This window comes from Lactobacillus sp. ESL0677 (assembly GCF_029392875.1).
Taxonomy (GTDB): Bacteria; Bacillota; Bacilli; order Lactobacillales; family Lactobacillaceae; genus Lactobacillus.
Genome location: NZ_CP113946.1, coordinates 1,784,926 through 1,802,714, shown reverse-complemented (window position 1 = coordinate 1,802,714; position 17,789 = coordinate 1,784,926). Strand labels below are relative to the sequence as shown.

General features: G+C 39.1%; 15 protein-coding genes. 13 read left to right on the top strand and 2 right to left on the bottom strand.

The genetic code is table 11. The features are described from left to right. Window positions 1-38 precede the first annotated feature (38 nt). From OZX76_RS08795 to OZX76_RS08765, 7 genes are all read left to right on the top strand, one after another. Window positions 39-1,526: an FAD-binding protein gene (locus OZX76_RS08795; protein WP_277179544.1), complete on the top strand. Its 1,488-nt coding sequence runs from the start codon at window positions 39-41 to the stop codon at window positions 1,524-1,526. A gap of 23 nt (window positions 1,527-1,549) precedes the next feature. Beyond that, a complete protein-coding gene (locus OZX76_RS08790) occupies window positions 1,550-2,743 on the top strand; it encodes an MFS transporter (RefSeq protein ID WP_277143123.1) in 1,194 nt (397 codons plus the stop codon). Between the two features lie 131 nt (window positions 2,744-2,874). Further along, complete coding sequence (locus tag OZX76_RS08785) at window positions 2,875-3,774, top strand: LysR family transcriptional regulator (RefSeq protein WP_277179542.1); 900 nt, start codon at window positions 2,875-2,877, stop codon at window positions 3,772-3,774. 205 nt (window positions 3,775-3,979) lie between these two features. Then, window positions 3,980-5,464, top strand: a complete 1,485-nt coding sequence (locus tag OZX76_RS08780) for an FAD-dependent oxidoreductase (protein WP_277179540.1) — start codon at window positions 3,980-3,982, stop codon at window positions 5,462-5,464. A gap of 31 nt (window positions 5,465-5,495) precedes the next feature. After that, window positions 5,496-6,713, top strand: coding sequence for an MFS transporter (locus OZX76_RS08775; RefSeq protein ID WP_277179538.1), 1,218 nt, complete (start codon window positions 5,496-5,498; stop codon window positions 6,711-6,713). A 27-nt stretch (window positions 6,714-6,740) separates the two neighbouring features. Beyond that, on the top strand, window positions 6,741-8,603 hold the full coding sequence (locus tag OZX76_RS08770; protein ID WP_277179536.1) for an FAD-dependent oxidoreductase: 1,863 nt from the start codon (window positions 6,741-6,743) through the stop codon (window positions 8,601-8,603). Between the two features lie 70 nt (window positions 8,604-8,673). After that, window positions 8,674-10,119 carry an FAD-dependent oxidoreductase gene (locus OZX76_RS08765; RefSeq protein ID WP_277179534.1) on the top strand — a complete coding sequence of 482 codons (1,446 nt, stop codon included), beginning with the start codon at window positions 8,674-8,676 and terminating at the stop codon, window positions 10,117-10,119. Window positions 10,120-10,180: 61 nt separating this feature from the next. Here OZX76_RS08765 and OZX76_RS08760 read toward each other — a convergent pair whose 3' ends face one another. Together OZX76_RS08760 and mmuM are read right to left on the bottom strand one after the other, a co-directional pair. Beyond that, window positions 10,181-10,387 (bottom strand): hypothetical protein, encoded by a 207-nt coding sequence (locus OZX76_RS08760; protein WP_277179532.1) that lies wholly within the window; start codon window positions 10,385-10,387, stop codon window positions 10,181-10,183. An 80-nt stretch (window positions 10,388-10,467) separates the two neighbouring features. Further along, complete coding sequence (gene mmuM, locus OZX76_RS08755; RefSeq protein ID WP_277179529.1) at window positions 10,468-11,388, bottom strand: homocysteine S-methyltransferase; 921 nt, start codon at window positions 11,386-11,388, stop codon at window positions 10,468-10,470. Between the two features lie 199 nt (window positions 11,389-11,587). Here mmuM and OZX76_RS08750 point away from each other — a divergent pair, with 199 nt between their 5' ends. The 6 genes from OZX76_RS08750 (at window position 11,588) to OZX76_RS08725 (ending at window position 17,446) form a co-directional block, all read left to right on the top strand. Next, window positions 11,588-12,040 carry a MarR family transcriptional regulator gene (locus tag OZX76_RS08750; protein WP_277179528.1) on the top strand — a complete coding sequence of 151 codons (453 nt, stop codon included), beginning with the start codon at window positions 11,588-11,590 and terminating at the stop codon, window positions 12,038-12,040. Window positions 12,041-12,088: 48 nt separating this feature from the next. Further along, window positions 12,089-13,492 (top strand): MDR family MFS transporter, encoded by a 1,404-nt coding sequence (locus tag OZX76_RS08745; protein WP_277179526.1) that lies wholly within the window; start codon window positions 12,089-12,091, stop codon window positions 13,490-13,492. Between the two features lie 124 nt (window positions 13,493-13,616). Beyond that, window positions 13,617-15,371 carry a LytS/YhcK type 5TM receptor domain-containing protein gene (locus OZX76_RS08740; RefSeq protein WP_277179524.1) on the top strand — a complete coding sequence of 585 codons (1,755 nt, stop codon included), beginning with the start codon at window positions 13,617-13,619 and terminating at the stop codon, window positions 15,369-15,371. Between the two features lie 17 nt (window positions 15,372-15,388). Further along, window positions 15,389-16,132 (top strand): LytTR family transcriptional regulator DNA-binding domain-containing protein, encoded by a 744-nt coding sequence (locus OZX76_RS08735; protein ID WP_277179522.1) that lies wholly within the window; start codon window positions 15,389-15,391, stop codon window positions 16,130-16,132. A gap of 145 nt (window positions 16,133-16,277) precedes the next feature. Then, the gene (locus OZX76_RS08730; protein WP_277132091.1) at window positions 16,278-16,721 is read left to right on the top strand and encodes a CidA/LrgA family protein; all 444 of its coding nucleotides are present in this window, start codon (window positions 16,278-16,280) and stop codon (window positions 16,719-16,721) included. After that, window positions 16,721-17,446 (top strand): LrgB family protein, encoded by a 726-nt coding sequence (locus OZX76_RS08725; protein WP_277132090.1) that lies wholly within the window; start codon window positions 16,721-16,723, stop codon window positions 17,444-17,446. Before OZX76_RS08730 ends, OZX76_RS08725 begins: the two co-directional genes overlap by 1 nt. Window positions 17,447-17,789: the final 343 nt, after the last annotated feature.

The following is a 17,789-nucleotide window of genomic DNA, read 5'->3' as shown; positions in this document are numbered from 1 at the left end:
AGTGTATTGGAAGTTGTTAAAGGAAAGCAGGAATTTGTATGGAAAATACTTACGATGTAATCGTTGCTGGAGCAAGCAATTCAGGAGGTATGGCTGCAATGGCAGCAGCCGAAAAAGGCGCTAAAGTTTTGTTAATTGATAAGATGGGGAGTTCACAATATCTCTACCGTTCTTCAATTGCTGCAGTTGACTCTAACGCTCAAAAAAAGGCGGGCATAAAGATTGATAAAGCAAAACTAATTAATTTCTTAACGTTGTTTGCTCAATCTAATGTTGATCAACGTCTCTTATGGACGTGGGTTAATCACAGTGCTGATACGGTTAATTGGCTTGAAGATAATATTTTAAAGCCTAATGGTGGCCATATTATGGCTGAGCCTGATGCACATTATGAGTCGATTGTTAACACGGCTTTTCCAACAGAAAATGTTATTGCAACTAAGGATAATACTGATTGGGCACATTACGGAACATGGATGATTGATAAGGTTAAGGAACTAGGAGTAACGCTAAAGTACAATACCAAATTAGAAAAGCTAATTACGGCTGAAGATGGTATTGTTACTGGGATTGTTGCTAGTGATCGTGAAAGTGGTGCGACAACTGAATATCACGCAACTAAGGGTGTGATTTTATGTACAGGAGGATATGGCGCCAATAAAGAGCTAATGGCTAAGTGGGACCCGCTAGGTTTAAAGAAAAATGTTTATTCAGATAGTCCAAGAGATGACGGTTCAGGTATTTTAGCTGGATTAGCTGTTGGTGCTGCTCGCGATGAGGAACCGGCTGAAACTATTTTTGATCGTGGTGGCGTTAAGCCAGGTACGAACGCAAAAGAGCATTATGTAATTGACTATCGCGGCTTTGGTTACTTCTGGCTGGGTTCATATCCATTGTTAAAGGTCAACTTAAAGGGTGAACGGTTTAGTAATGAAAGTTTACCGTATGAATTTGATATTAATAGTGCTTCTAAGCAGCCGGGATACCTTGAAGCAGTCATTTTTAATGATGAGACCTTGAACCATCTTGAGCAATTCCACACATTGGGATGTTCTCGTTTAGGCTGGCCAGGAATTTATAATATCGAAGGCGCAAAAGCTGAAGTTCAAAGACGACTAGATGATGGCACAGCACAAAAAGCTGACACAATTGAAGAATTAGCAGAAAAATTACAATTACCGGCAGAAAAATTAGCTGCTAGTGTTCGTTGCTACAACAAGATGTGCACACAAAAGCAGGATACGACACTTGGTAAAGAACCGTCTAGATTGTTCCCAGTTGATCAAGCACCATATTACGGTATTTTAATGGGCGGACGCTTATTAGCTACTCTTGATGGCTTGCGGATTAATACCAAGATGCAAGTAATCAATGAAGCCGGTGATGCAATTCCTCATTTGTACGCAGCAGGAAATGCTAGTGGTGGCTTTTTCTGGGGCAGCTATCCTGATCGAATTCCTGGACTTGCATGTAGTCGTGCTCAAACTTTTGGTCGTTTGGCTGGCCAAAATGCTGCGAAAAATTAATTTTCAGTTGAAAGGAAATAAAGATGGAAGTTAAACAAATGCCCAAATTATCTAATTATCGCTGGGTAATCTTGGCCTTGGCAGCTTCAATGGATATTATTAGTAATTATATTCAATTTCAAGTTTCTGCCTTGGCTACTAAAATCATGCCAGCACTGCATTTAACGCAGCCGCAATTTTCTAGTTTATTGATGGCGCCAATGCTAGTTGCTGTAGTGATGAGTATTCCAGCGGGATCACTAGCAGATAAGTTTGGTGCTAAAAAAGTTGTGATGGTTGGTTGTATTGTTTCTGTACTTGGAGCTTATGGTAGAATTATTGCTAATAATTTTGTGACTATGATGCTGATGTTATTGATGTTCGGCGTATATATGTCAATTTTGAGTACGAATACGATTAAGATTTTTGGTATCTGGTTTAAGCAAGATACCAATGTTGCGATGGGAGTTTTCTTTGCCTCAGCCAGTATCGGAATTATGTTATCGCAGATTACTAATCCTTTATTTCCTGATGTAAAAACAGCATACATGTTTTCATCAACAGTTTTGTTAATTCTTTCAATCTGTTGGGCATTGTTTGCCAAGGATGCGCCAAAAGGTGAGGTAGTACCACCATCAGAGCCGGCAATGAAATACGTTAAGGTTGCGATTAAGAGTAAGAATACTTGGTTAGTAGCCTTGTGTGGTGGTTGTGGAATGGCTGCCTCAATGGCATACTCAGGAATTTTACCCCAAGCCTTTACTTTGGGGCGTGGGATGTCGAGTGCTTCTGCTGGCGTGATGGCCGCAGTTGCTACAGTTGGTAGTTTCTTCGGTTCAATGGTTGGACCAACAATTATTAATAAGTTGAAGCACGCTAAGATATTTATGTGTTCGGTAACTGCAATTGCTGCATGCTCAATGTTTATTACCTGGTATGTTCCAATGGGGACACCATTAATTATTAACTTAATTATCGGAGGTCTACTGGGTGCAATGACTGGTCCAATTGTTCAATCAATGCCAATTTCATTTCCAGAGATTGGACCAAAATATGCTGGTAGTGCTGGCGGGATAGTTGGTATGGCTTCAACTTTATTGTCATACTTTGTACCAGTATTTATTTCAGCTATTGCTGGTCGCAGCTTTGCAGCTAACTTTATGATTGAAGCCATTGTTACTGCAATGACAATCATTATTATGTTGATTTTACCTGATGCGAATAAGGGTAAAAGATGATTGACCATCAAAAAGAGTTAAAAGGGAAGGGAAAATACCTTCCCTTTTATATTGAAAATTCATCTTTTCATGAAAAGCCTTATAAATTAACGTATAATAAAGTAAAACTATACGTTGAATGGATGATGAAAATGAATTTTACCCAATTACGCTGCTTTATTAAGGCTATTGATAATTCCAGTTTTACCATTGCTGCCGAGCAATTAAATTTTTCACAATCGGCTGTTTCTAAGAATATTAAGGACCTGGAAAATACTATTGGCGTGACTCTAATTAATCGTGCACATCACCGAATTTCTTTAACTAATGCTGGCAGATATTTTTATCATGTTGCGCGCAATGTTCTAGATGATATGGACTATACTGTGGCTTATTTACAGAGTCAAAAAAATGATGCTGGTAATCTATTACGCATTGGTGTTTGTGATACGCCGTTAGAGCAAGAAGTTTTGCCATTGTTTTTGCGAAAATTGCGTGAGTCAGGCAGTAATTTGCATGTTCAGTTTGTTTTTGTGTTGAATAATTCAATCAGTGAATTGCTTAATCACCATGTTGATATTTGTGCAATTGCTCGTGATGATGTTGACATAGTCGATGATGTTAAGTTCGAGCCGTTAATATCGGGGCATTTCGTGGTAGCTTGTCCTGAAGATTCTAAATTAGCGCAAAAAAAGTTAATTACTCTTAAGGATTTAAAGGGGAAGGATATTTTTTTGATAGATCCTAATAGTTCACTGAACGTCCAAATAAAATACCAAAATTCATTAATTGAAGAAATGGGAATGCGCCATGTCAGGTTCGTACAGGACTTTTTGGCAATGGATATTTATGTTAAAGCTGGCTGGGGCTATGGCATTTTGCCTAACTTCATCGCTGATTATCAAAACAGTGGCGCAAAGTATATTCCAATTGATTATCATGAAATTTCACCATATGGCATCGCCTATATGGAATCATTTACTAATGTAAAAATTTTGGAACAGGTTTGCGAAATATTTAAGAAATCAATTATGGAATTTCTTCCTAAGTAAAATAATTAACACAATTTTGATGAATTTTAAAAAGTCTGCTTGATGCAATTAAATATTGCAATGGCAGGCTTTTTTTGCTGTTTAAAAAGTTTGGCTATTCCATTTGGTAATCCTCAATTCTAAATATGGTGCAGAAGTTCACGTTATTCATAGTATTATGAAAGCGTATTAAAAAACAAAATTTTAAAAGAAGTGAGGGAGAAAAATGGCAAATAGTTATGATGTAATTGTTGCTGGTGCCAGCAATGCCGGCGCTATGGCTGCTATGGCTGCTGCTGAAAAAGGCGCCAAGGTATTATTGATTGACAAGTCTGGTAGTTCACAGTTCTTGTTTCGTTCATTCTTTGCCGCATTGGATAGTAATGCTCAAAGAAGAGCAGGAATTAAGGTTGATAAAGCTAAGTTAATGAACTTCTTAACTTTGTTCTATCAAGGCAATGTTGATGAACGTTTGCTTTGGACATGGGCTAATCACACTGATGAAACAGCTAACTGGCTTGAAGATAATATCATGAAGCCACACAACGCTGTTTTACGAGTACAACCTGATGCTAATTATGAAACAATCGTTAATACTGCTTTCAATACAGAATTAGCCTTAACAACTCCAGATAATGATTGGGCTCATTATGGTGACTGGATGATTGATAAGGTTAAGGAACTAGGCGTAACGCTGAAGTACAATACTAAACTTGAAGAATTAGTAACTGACGATAGCGGAAAGGTTACTGGCGTTATTACCAGTGATCGTGCTTCTGGTGCTAAGACTGAATATGCTGCAACTAAAGGTGTCATTATTTGTACCGGTGGTTACGGTGGTAATCCTGAATTAATGCAAAAGTGGGATCCACTTGGCTACAAGAAGAATGTTTATTCTGATGGCCCACGTGATGATGGTTCAGGTATTTTAGCTGGTTTGAAAGTTGGCGCAGCTCGTGATGAAGAACCTGCTGAAATCATCTTTGACCGTGGTGCTGTGAAGGTCGGCACTAAGGCTGAAGAGCATTATCTCATCGATTTTAAGGGTCAAGGTTACTTCTGGATGGGTGCTTATCCACTGCTCAAGGTTAACTTGAACGGTGAACGTTTCGAAAACGAAAGCGTACCTTATCAATTTGATACCAATGCCGCTGCTAAGCAACCTGGTTATTTGGAAGCTGAAATTTGGTCAGAAGAAACAATGGATCACTTGGCACAATTCCATACGCAAGGCTGTTCACGCTTAGGCTTCCCAGGAATTTATAACACTGAGGAAAACAAAGCTGAAATTCAACGTCGGATTGATGACGGTATGGTTCAAAAGGCTGACACAATCGAAGAATTAGCCGAAAAATTACACATGCCAAAGGATAATTTGGTTCATAGTGTTGAACGCTACAACGAAATGTGCAAGAAGGGGGAAGACACCGATTTGGGTAAGGAACAATTTAGATTGTTCCCAGTTGAGCATGGCCCATACTACGGTGTTGTCTACGGTGGCCGTTTACTTGCAACACTTGATGGCTTGCGGATTAATACTAAGATGCAAGTTATTGACAAGAACGGTAAGCCAATTCCACATTTGTTTGCAGCAGGGAACTGCAGTGGTGGCTTCTTCTGGGGCAGTTACCCAGACAGAGTTCCGGGTCTGACATGCAGTCATGCACAGACATTCGGACGTTTAGCCGGTCAATACGCCGCTGAAAATTAGTTTTTATTTAAAAGTAAGGGGATTTTAAATAATGAAAGAAAAACAATTACCAAAATTGACAAGTTACCGTTGGGTGATCTTGGCAATCGCTGCTGGACTTGATGCGATTAGCAACTATGTTCAGTTCCAAATTTCTGCTTTGGCAACACAAATTATGCCAGCATTACATATTACACCAGCTCAATTCTCGAGTTTACTAATGGCACCAATGTTAGTTGCCGTATTCCTGAGTATTCCTGCTGGTTCATTAGCAGATAGATATGGTGCTAAGAAAGTTGTTACTGTTGGGTTAGTAATTTCGGTTATCGGTGCTTTTGGTAGACTGTGGGCTAGTAACTTTATCTCGTTAATGATAATGCTGTTAATGTTCGGTGTTTATATGGCACTGTTAAATGCTAATACAATTAAAATCTTTGGTATCTGGTTCAAGCAAGATACTAATACAGCGATGGGTATTTTCTTTGCTGCTGCTAGTGTCGGGATTATGTTGTCACAGATTACTGGACCAATGTTCCCAAGTGTTCAAGCAGCTTACATTTTCTCATCAGTTGTTTTACTTGTTTTAGCTGTTTGCTGGGTATTATTTGTTAGAGATGTGCCTAAAGGTGAAGAAATTCCTAAGCAAGCCGGTCAAGCTGCTAAGCCTGAATCTTCATTAAGTTACTTTAAGGTTGCCGCTAAGAGTGGTAAAACCTGGATCGTTGGTATTTGTGGTGGATGTGGTACTGCTGCATCGATGGCCTTTTCTGGAATTTTGCCACAGGCATTTGCTGCTAAAGGAATGAGTCCTGCTCAAGCCGGGCAAGTTGCTGCTATTGCTACTATTGGTAGTCTTTGTGGTTCAATGTTTGGCCCAGCGATTGTTTCAAAATTTGGTAAAGCTAAACCTGTTATGATTTTAGTAACTCTGTTATCTGCTGTATTGATGGCAGCAACTTGGTACATTCCAGTTGGTCCAGTATTGTTAGTAGCTTTGATTTTAGGTGGATTATTTGGCGCTATTACAGGACCAATCATCCAAGCATTACCAATTCAATTCCCAGAAATCGGGCCTAAATATGCTGGTTCTGCCGGTGGTTTAGTTGGTACTATTTCATTATTATTGTCATACATTGTACCTGTAATTATTTCATCAATTGCGGGAGCAAACTTCATGTTGACATTTATCATTCAAGGTACAATTTTTGGTGTAACAGCAATTTTAATGGCAATTTTGCCTGATGCTAACGCTGCAAGACACCACAGATAGTTTTAATTAATAAAAGGAATTTTAATTATGACAAAGAAAATTACGGATAAGCCGGGTAAGTATACTGGCTCAGGTCAAGGTAAGGAAAGTATCATTAACCTTGAAGTTGAGGTTAGTGCTGATAAGATTACTGCTGTAACACCGCTTGACGAATACAGCCCAGGTAGCTTACAAGCTAATGCTTTTGATAAGATGGCACAAAAGATTGTGAAAAAGCAATCTGCAGATGTCGATGTTGTATCGGGAGCTTCAGAAACCTCACGGGGAATCTTAGAGGGTGTTAAAGAAGCCTTAAGTAAGGCTGACGTTGACTTTGAAGCATTAAAAGAAAATAGTGCGCAAAATTCAAGTACAGCTAAAGAAGTAATTGATGTCGATGTTGCTGTTGTTGGTGCTGGTTCTGCCGGTGCTGCAGCTGCACTTGCTGCCAAGCAAGAAGGCGTAAGTGTTGCCCTTCTTGAAAAGACAATTTCACCACTTGGTGCTGGTACTTTTGCTGGTGGGATGTTTGCAGCTGATAGTCAACAACAAAAAGATTTGAACCAAGTTGTTTCTAAGAAGTGGCTGTATGACGAATATATGGATGCTTCTCAAGGTTACATGAACTCAATCTTAGTTCGTCGGATTATTGATGAATCCGGTAAGACAGTTGACTGGCTGAACGAAAATGGTGCCATCATGAAGTTAGTTGATGCTGGTACTGGTGGTAGCTATGACCATATTGGGATGCCTGCAACCTTGCACGGCTACCAAGAAGGTGGTACTAAAGCAATTACTAAGTTGATTGAGAAGTTTAAGTCAATCGGCGGTAAGATGTACTTTGGCTTTGCTGCTAAAAAGTTGTTGCAAGATGATACTGGTGCAGTTACTGGTGTTGTTGCGCAAGGTGATGATAGTGAACTTGAAGTTCATGCTAAAAAGGTCATTATCGCTACAGGTGGCTTTGGTGGCAACCCAGAAATGCGTAAAGAATATTTGGGTGATGTCAGCACACAAGGACAAGTTTTGCAAAACACCGGTGATGGTTTGAACATGGCTTGGGATGCAGGTACTGCTCACCATATTAATGGTTCAACCCACTACTTCTGGCAAACATTCAGTAATGAAGATATTGGTGCAATGGCTAAACTCGTTGGCCCAGGTTGGATGCCACTCAATGCTTTGGCAGACTTCCCGAACTTGCGGGTAAATAATCGCGGTCAACGTTATGCTAGTGAAACTCATGCTTTGGACTTTGCTGTTCACGGTGCAGAATTATCTGAGCAACCTAAGCAAACTGAATTTGTTATTCTTGACCAAGCAATGCTTGACAAGATTAAAGAAGGCGGAACTGTAGCCATTGAAGATCATTATGGCAAGTGGAAGAACCACCGTGAATTCTACATGGAATTCAATTATCCAACAGATACTGAAGAGAATATTAAGCGTGAACATGAAAAGACAGACTTTACTAGCTTGTTGAATAAGCTTGAGTCAACCAATGTTGTCTTTATTGGTCAAACAATTGACGAGTTAGCTGAAAAGATGGGCGTTGATAAAGAAAACTTAAAGAAATCTGTTGCCCAATACAATAACGCTAAGAAGACGGGTGAAGATGACTTATTCTTCTCGGATACTAAGCGGATGGTTCCAGTTGAAGAAGGACCATTTTACGCAGTTAAATATATTGCTCGTAATTTGGGTACTCTTGGTGGTGCAACAATTGATGAAAAGATGCACGCTTTAACGCCAGAAGGCGAACCAGTTCCAAACTTATATGTAACTGGTGCTGATGCTTCAGGGATGTATGGTAAGGCATATGTTGACTTTGAAGGTGGAACTTTAGGCTTTGCATATATTTCGGGTAGATTAGCCGGAATTGATGCAGCACAAACCGCTAAAAAGAATTAAAAGTAATAACATGTGCAGATTAAAGGTGATTTAATTTGTGCATGTTTTTGTTAAAACGAGGTATTAAATTATGACAGAAGAACAATATGATGTTGTCATTGTTGGTGCTGGTCTTGCTGGTTTTGCTGCCGCAACTGAAGCTGTTGATAACAACTTGAAGACCTTATTAGTAGAAAAAGGCAAGACAACAGGTGGTACTGGTAACTATGTTGAAGGTGTGTTTGCTGCTGATTCCGAATTGCAGAAGAAAGACAACGCCGTAATTGACAAGAAGGAACTGCTTGAAGAAGAATTAAATTATTCTCACTATAAGGGTGACGGCAGAATGTGGCAACGCTACATTGATAATGCCGGCAAGAATGTTTCTTGGCTGCAAGATCGTGGTGTTAAGTTCTGGATGGTTGTCAACATGGGTACTAGTGTTAGAACTTGGCACTTGTTTGAAGGTAAGGGCCATGACGCTATTCATAATGGCTTGGAACCATACGCTAAGGGTAAGGGTCTAGTTATTAAGACACTGACTAAAGTTACGGACGTTGAGCCAAACGCCGATCATACTTATTCCGTAACTTTGACAACAGTTGAAGATGGTGCAACTAAGGTTGTTAATGCCAAGAACGTTGTCTTAGCTGCCGGTGGCTACCTGAATGATAAGAAATTATTTGGCAGTACCCCTCACCAAAATCCAGATAATGTAATCCCTGTTAACTCAGGTAAGAGTACAGGTGATGGTCTGCGTCTTGCTTGGAACTTGGGAGCTCAGAAGTACTTCACTGGAATGTCAATGATGTTTGGTGGTCAATTTAAGGATGACACTATTCCAGCATTTAAGCTGTGGGGAACAGCAATGTGGAGTTCAGTTTGTGACCAACCACAAATGTGGGTTAACGAACTTGGCGAGCGTTTTGTTGATGAGGCCGCTTGTGTTGTTAACTGGGCTAATGAAGGTAATGCCATGAACCGGCAAAGACGTGTCTTCTGTATCTTTAGCCAAAAGATTCTGGATGACTTTACCGACAAGTCATATCCACGCTCAATGAAGCCAATGGTACCAGAAGATCGGTACCCAACTTTGCGTGATGACATTGAAAAGGCTGAAAAAGATGGTCGCAAGTTCTTACACAAGGCTGCTACAATTGAAGAATTAGCTAAAGAAATTGATACGCCAAACTTGCCAGCTTACGTTAAGCATTACAATGAGATGGCCGCAAAAGGTGAAGATACTGACTTCCATAAGCCAGCTAAGTACATGTTGCCTGTTGATGGTGATGGCCCATTTTACGCAATTGAATTAGGCGTTGGTGCATACACTACTGGTGATGGCTTACGTGTTAATGTTAATAACGAAGTATTGGATACTAAAGGTCGTCCAATTGAAGGCTTGTACGCAATTGGTAGCGATGGTTCAGCCGTTCTTTACGGTGATACATACGGCGTTAATGTACCTGGTACGCATGCTGGATACTGTATCTTCTCTGGTAGAAATGCAATTAAGGCAATTGCTAAAAAGAGTTAAAATATAAATAATTGGGAACAAAATAGAGTAGCTAAAAGCTACTCTATTTTTATACTTATAATTAATGATTTGTGATTAATACATATAACCAATCATAAATTTGATGTGAAAATGCTGGCGCTAATAGTAGGACCAGACCACCTAATAAAGCTATACTGCCGACTGATAAAGTTAAATATTTTAAGGTATGGTTGGCAGTACCAGACAGTGCGATGTAGATTAAAGCACCACCGATAATTAAGCCACCCATCATAAGAATAAAGCCCATTATAGCCCTCCCTGATTATTTATATATTGTCAGTTTAATCGCAATATCTTAAGAAAGCTATACAAAATAATTAAGTTAAACTAAATTTCTTGAAAAGCACGAGCAATTTCACGTGTTTGTTCTGGCCCAGTTGTGCAGCAGCCACCGATTAAATGAGCTCCTGCCTCGTACCATTCTTTGGTGCCTTGATAGAAGTCGGTTGTTCGTTTGATTTTTAGCCAAGTTTTAGAAAATGAGTCATAGGCATAGCCCTGATTAGGATAGACAACGATTTCTTTATCAGTAAATTGGCGAATTGTTTTGATTGCTGGTGTGACTAAAGTTGGCTTAACGCAATTGACACCAACTGCAAAAACTTGTGGATAGTTATTAACGGTTTCAACAACTTTTTTTAAGCTAGTGCCGTCGCTAATGCGTACGGTATCGTGCAGTGTAAAACTAGCATAAACGGGAATTTGTGGCTCATTTTTGGCTAGCCAAGTTAAAAGTGCTGTAACTTCTGTTAATTTGGGTTGGGTTTCGATTGCAAGACAGTCCGGCTGCTGTGTGATGATTGTTTTTAAACGAGGTAAATGAAAGTCAAGATATTCGTCAGGTGTGAGGTTGTAATCACCGCAGAACTCATTGCCGTTTGCTAAATAAGCACCGTAAGAGCCAACGGAAGCAGCGACAAAGTTGTGTTTGCCAGTCTTTCGCTGGAAATTATCACGTGCTTTTTTAGCGATTTTAACCGCATTAGTGATCAGTTCTTTGGCTTCTTGTTCATTATAACCAGCCTTAATGAAGGCTGGAATGTTTGCTTGATAGGTATCAGTAATAATTAGTTGGGCACCTGCTTGGAGGTAGTCCCAGTGTGCTTGATACACGGCCTGCAGGTTGTCCTTTAATGCAGCTGCTGTCCATAGTCTATTATTTGTTGGCACTCCCTGCTTTTCAAGTTCATCAGACATTGCGCCGTCTAAAATTAATCCTTGGTTATGAATAGTTGTTAATAAGTCCATTTAGTTACCTCAAACTTGGTAGTATCATTAACGGTAAACCAATTTTATTTTAATTATAATCTAATTATATTGGTGAGCAAAGAGAATTTGGGATCTAAAAAAATTATTTACCTGAATGCTTATGATTGTTTTTATTATTGAGCGTGTTGATTGTCATGATAAAAATGTAGTATACTACATAACGGAAAGGAAGCTAAGTATGTCTGATAAACTTTTAAATCGCTTAGGACCTAAGATAAAAATTGCCAATACATTAATTGAGAAGGAACTAAACAATCATTTTGCCAGTCTATTTCAAAATTATTCCTTAACTGGAGCGCAAATTTCGCTTTTGGTTTATTTATATGATTCCAAGGGCAGAACAATTACGCAAAAAGAAATCGCTGATACTTTTGTACTTAGCCACCCGACAATTCGCGGAATTGTAAAACGATTAGCAGATAATGATTTTATTCAAACAGCACATTTGCAGAGTGATCAACGGCAAATTGTACTGACCTTGTCGGCCGCTGGATTTAAACTAATTGATGAAAACATTACGGAGATTCATATGATTATGGATAAAATCAATGGTCAAATTGTCGCTGGTCTTAGTGCGCAAGATGTTAACCAATTAGAAACATTTTTAAATCAGATTATCGCTAACTTCTAATTTCTTATTATTGCTAAAAATGTAGCTTACTACATAAAAGGAGAAAATATGACGCAAGAAATAAAACAAATTTCGACAAAAAAGCGAAATTTAATGATGGCGGTTCTGCTATTTGGTGCCTTTGTGGCACTGTTAGCAGAGACCTTCTTGAATAATGCCTTGCCAACAATTATGCGCGCTTTTGGCGTTAGTCAATCGACGGCGCAATGGCTGACGACAGCGTACTTATTGGTGGTTGGGCTAATGATTCCAATGTCGGCTTGGATTTTTGAATCATTTAATATGAAGCAAAATTATTTAATGATGATGGGCATCTTCTTCATCGGTTCTATAATTTGTGTTTTTGCACCTAATTTTTACGTTTTGCTGACTGGGCGGATTATTGAAGCAATTGCAGCAGGTGGATTGATGCCGTTTATTCAGAATGTGATTTTGATGATGTTCCCACCTGAAAAGCGGGGCATGGCAATGGGAATCACCGGCTTAGTCATTGGCTTTGGTCCAGCTGTTGGCCCAACAATTTCTGGGTTAATTTTAAAATATTCTGGCTGGCAGATGCTTTTTATCATTTTGAGTGTAACTAGTGGAATAGTGACTGTTTGTGCAATTTTTGCGGTGCAAAATATTACTACCCCACACATGAGCACAACAGATGTGATTTCATTTTTAGAATCAATTTTTGGGTTTGGCTTAATCTTGTATGCTTTGTCAGAAATCGGTAATACTGGCAAAATCACGTTGATGTTAGGCTTAGTCTTAATTGTGGGTATCATAATTATCTATCTCTTTTGTCTGCGGCAATTACACATGCAAGATCCTTTGCTTGATATTCGGGTGTTTAAAAATCTCAAATTTGATTTATGTACTCTATTAAGCACGCTTAGTAACTTAGCGATGGTCGGGATTGAATTGGTGCTGCCACTATATTTGCAAACAACGCGTGGCGAATCAGCTCTGACTTCTGGGTTGGTAATGATGCCGGGAGCATTGTTAATGATTATTTGCAATCCGGTATCAGGAACTTTGTATGACAAATTAGGGATTAAAAAGCTATCGTTATTTGGCTTTGCAATGCTAGTAATTGGGACCTTGCCAATGTTAACGTTCAGCACGCAGACTAGTTTGGTAGTAATCGGTCTGTGTTATGCATTGCGAATGGTCGGGATTTCCTTTACGATGATGACGACTTTCACTGCCGGAATTAATCAGGTTCAGGCAAACATGACTGCTCATGCTAATGCAGGTTCATCAACAATCCGGCAAATTGGCGGGTCGCTGGGAACAGCCCTAGCAATGCTAGTTGTAACCTTGGGGTCAGCTAATGCCGGTGTGAACAATGGTGCGGCTTTGGCAACAGGTTATCATTGGGGCTTTATTCTGATGTTAGTCTTTGCGGTAATTGGTTTAATTGGCTCGTTTGGCTTGCCAACAGCTAAGGAAGAAAATAAATAAATATTAATTAAAAAGTTTTGTTAAGTTATAACTTAATGAAGCTTTTTTTGATAGCAGTTTGCAGCAATTTAATTTCATTTTGTGCAATAATAATGTAATAAGATAAAGATTTGGGAGTATAACAATGTTTAACTTATTGATTTTGCTGATGGAACGGCTAGGCATTATTATGTTGCTAGCATTTTTGCTTGTTAACATGAGCTTTTTTAGAAATTTAATTGAAAAAAGAACAGTTAAGTCGCAAATTTGGCTGACAATTATTTTTGCACTTTTTGTTGTGATGGCTAATTTGACTGGTGTTGAGATTTCTAGTTCTAAGGAAGTAGTGACACCATTGATTATTACAGGTTTGCCGCAATCGGATTCAATAGCGAATACGCGGATTTTGGTGATTACTGCAGCTAGTTTGACAGGTGGCCCCTACGTCGGGATGCTGGTTGGTCTGGTTGGCGGCTTGCACCGGGTTATTTTTGGTGGCTTTTCCGATTATTTTTATATTGTTAGTTCAGTTCTAATCGGTTATCTTGTTGGTATCTGCGGCGACCGCGTTAAGGGCGATAATCTTTACCCATCAACGCCTTGGGTTGCTGTCTTGGCCTTCTTTGCGGAATTGATTCAAATGGCATTCATCTTTACTTTCCACGGGTATGGCCTGATCAAGCTGATTTTTGTGCCAATGGTTCTGCTGAATACAATCGGTGCGAGTTTATTTATTGAAATTCTGCGGACGTATCTATCTAATGAACGGCAGTTAAAGGCGGTTCAGACTAAGGATGTTTTGGAATTAACGAATAAAACATTGCCGTATTTTCGTAATGGCTTAGACTTTGACTCAGCCGACCATGTGTGTCGAATTATTAAAAAGTATACTAATTTTGATGCGGTGGGTTTGACCGACCGCGTAAATGTTCTGTCAAATATTGGAGCTGGCGAGGATCATCATATAGCTGGCGAGCCCGTAATGACGGACTTATCCAAGAGCGCGATTTTAACAGGAAAAGAAAAGCTGGCATATACCAAAGAGGAAATTGGCTGTCCGGAACCATCCTGTCCGTTAACTTCCGCAATTGTTTTTCCTTTGCGTGTCAATGACCAAACAATCGGTGCACTTAAAGTTTATTTCTGTGAGGGTAGTAAAATGACGGTGGTTGAAGAAAATTTGGTTCGCGGTCTCGCCATGATTTTTTCAGGGCAATTAGCCATCGGAATCGCTGAGCAGCAGACAAGTTTACTTAATGAAGCAGAAATTAGAGCCTTACAGGTACAGATAAATCCGCACTTCTTCTTTAATGCGATTAATACAATTAGTGCGTTAATGCGGGTTAATGTGGAGAAGGCGCACCAAGCATTAATGCAGCTGAGTGTCTTCTTTAGGTCAAGCTTACGCAATGGTCAGGAAAAAGAGGTAACGCTCAAGGAAGAAAGACGTCATGTTGATTCGTACATGAGTATTGAAAAGCTGCGTTTTCCGAATAAATTTACAATTGACTACCAAGTTGGTGTTCCTGATGATACATTACTGCCATCATTTTGCCTGCAAATTTTTGTTGAAAATGCGGTTCGTCATGCTTTCAAGGGACGTAAGCAGGGCAATCGGATTATTATTCGCCTTAAGCAGCTAGACAATGAGTACATGGAAATCGCCGTTATTGATAATGGCAACGGGATTGATCCAATTGTCTTTAAGCATTTAGGCAAAGAACCAATTAGTGAGTCCAAAGGCAGCGGGACAGCATTGTATAATTTAAATATGCGTCTCAAAGGTTTGTATGGTACCAGTAGTCAGCTGCAGATTGAGACTGATGACAACGGTACGATTTTTAAGACGAATATTCCATTAAAAAATAAGGCGACAGCGAATTTGATTGGTAATAATTGAAAAAGAGGATACAGAGAATGAAGATTTTATTGGTTGACGATGAGCCACTAGCGAGAACAGAATTGGAATATTTAATTACAAAAAGCCCAAGTCTTGCTGGTATGGCAGTCAATATCTATCAAGCAGAAGATATTAAGCAGGCCCAAATGGAACTGCTTAAAAATAAAATTGACTTGCTGTTTTTGGATATTTCACTTAATGAAGAAAATGGCTTTGAGTTAGCCAGTGAATTGAAGCCAGCAGATTATTCACCGATTATTATCTTTTCAACTGCTTATGATGAGTATGCAGTCAAGGCGTTTGATGTTGGCGCCGTGGATTATGTTTTGAAACCATTTGAGCAGGAACGAATAGACCAGGCCCTAACTAAAGCACGTAATGTTATCGAGTCGCGAGTACAAACGCGGATTAGTAAGGAGCAGCCTCATGTAGTTAATGAGATGCTCAGTATTGAACTCGATGATCGTAATATCGTCATTAAAAAGAACGATTTAATTACGGCGACAATCAATAGTGGAGTTCTAACAATCTCAACAGCTCAAGAGCATTATAAAACTCGCGAAACTTTGGCTTGGTTAAAGGAGCGGCTCAATCAAGCTAAGTTTATGCAGGTTCATCGCAATGCAATCATTAACGTTGAGGAAGTCAAAGAAGTACAGCCGTGGTTTAATAACACACTTTTGTTAGTTATGAGTAATGGCGAAAAGGTCCAGGTTGGCCGCTCATATAGAAAGGATTTAAGTCAGCGTTTAGGGATGTAAGCGCTACAACAAGAAATAACTTTTACTTTTACTCACATGCAGTTCACCGGCCGATTTTTGCAGTTCGGCATAATTTTGCTCACAAAATGCCTTTTACCTAGTATCTTTATCAGTGAAGATAAGGAAACGAGAAAGGATGAGTAAGATGAAAAATAAAGAACCCGAACATAAATCAGCCCCACTTTTATTTCAAATGTTGGTTTATGCAGCAATCTTGTTTGCATCACAGTTAATTTCAGAAACAATGCCAAAGAACTTCCCGGTACCAACACCAGTTATCGGTTTAGTCCTATTATACGTATTATTAACAACTCATGTTATTAAGCTTGAGTGGGTTGACTCATTTGGCAGTGCACTAATTTCATTAATCAGCTTTATGTTTGTTCCATCAGGAATTTCCATTGCAGCTAACCTTGACATTATGAAGGCCCAGGGTGTGCAACTAGTCTTAGTAATTTTACTATCAACAATTATTCTATTAGTTGTAACTGCCTACACAACTAGAGCATTGCTTTGGTTAAAGAAGAAGTTGACCTCAGTTAAGTTGGGTTCAGTTTCTAATGATGTTAAGACTGGAGATGGAAAATAATGGCTTATATCAGTAATCCTTTATTCGGTGTCTTTTTATCACTGCTCGTCTTTTTAATTGGTAAGTGGTTATTTAAAAAGTCTCATGGACTATTTATTTTCCAACCTTTGTTTGTTGCAATGGTTTTGGGAATTGCGATTTTAGTAGTTTTGGGCAAGTTCTTTGATGTTTCAACAGCTCAAGTTTATGCTAAGGCTTACAAGCCAGGTGGCGATATCATCTTTTGGTTTATCACACCGGCCACGATTGCCTTTGCGGTACCATTGTATAAACGTAATGATGTTGTAAAGAAAAATTGGGTTATCATCTTATTGAGCCTAATCATTGGTACCTTTATTTCATTAATCCTGATTACTTTAGTTTCTAAGGCAGTTGGACTTGATGAAGTTGGGATTAGATCAATGCTTAGTCAATCAGCAACAACAGCAATTGCAATGCCATTAACGACATCAATTGGTGGTAATGCTTCAATTACTGCAATGGCCTGCATCTTGAATGCGGTTGTGATCTATGCTTTAGGTAAGCAAATGGTTAAATGGTTTAGACTTGATAGTGACCCAATGGGTACAGGTTTAGGTCTAGGTGCTGCTGGTCACACAATCGGTTCAGCTTTTGGTCTAGAACTCGGCTCTGTTCAAGGTGCAATGGCTGCAGTTGCGGTGGTAGCTACAGGCCTAGTTGATAATTTACTTGTTCCAGTTTTTGCTCATATGTTGGGCTTATAGTTGGGACAAGCAAATAGGTTGTAAAAATTTATTGGTTTTATTAATATTTAATAGCTAATGTTTACTTACACAGAAACAGACAAGATAGGAGTCTTGTCTGTTTTTATTTTGGCTAAAAATAAATTAATTCAAAAAAGACACGGTTTTATCCGTGTCTTTTAGCATACTTAATAAGTTAAAGAAGCCTATTTTTATCAATTAACTTATTAACCAAATGCACAACAACACCAATACTGCTAGTTGTTTCAGGAACGTGATCAAGGTATTTCACCTTCTTTGAAGCACAGTATTAAAGGTAACCAACCTTCGTGCTTCTTTAACATTTTACCGTAAAAGAAGTTTA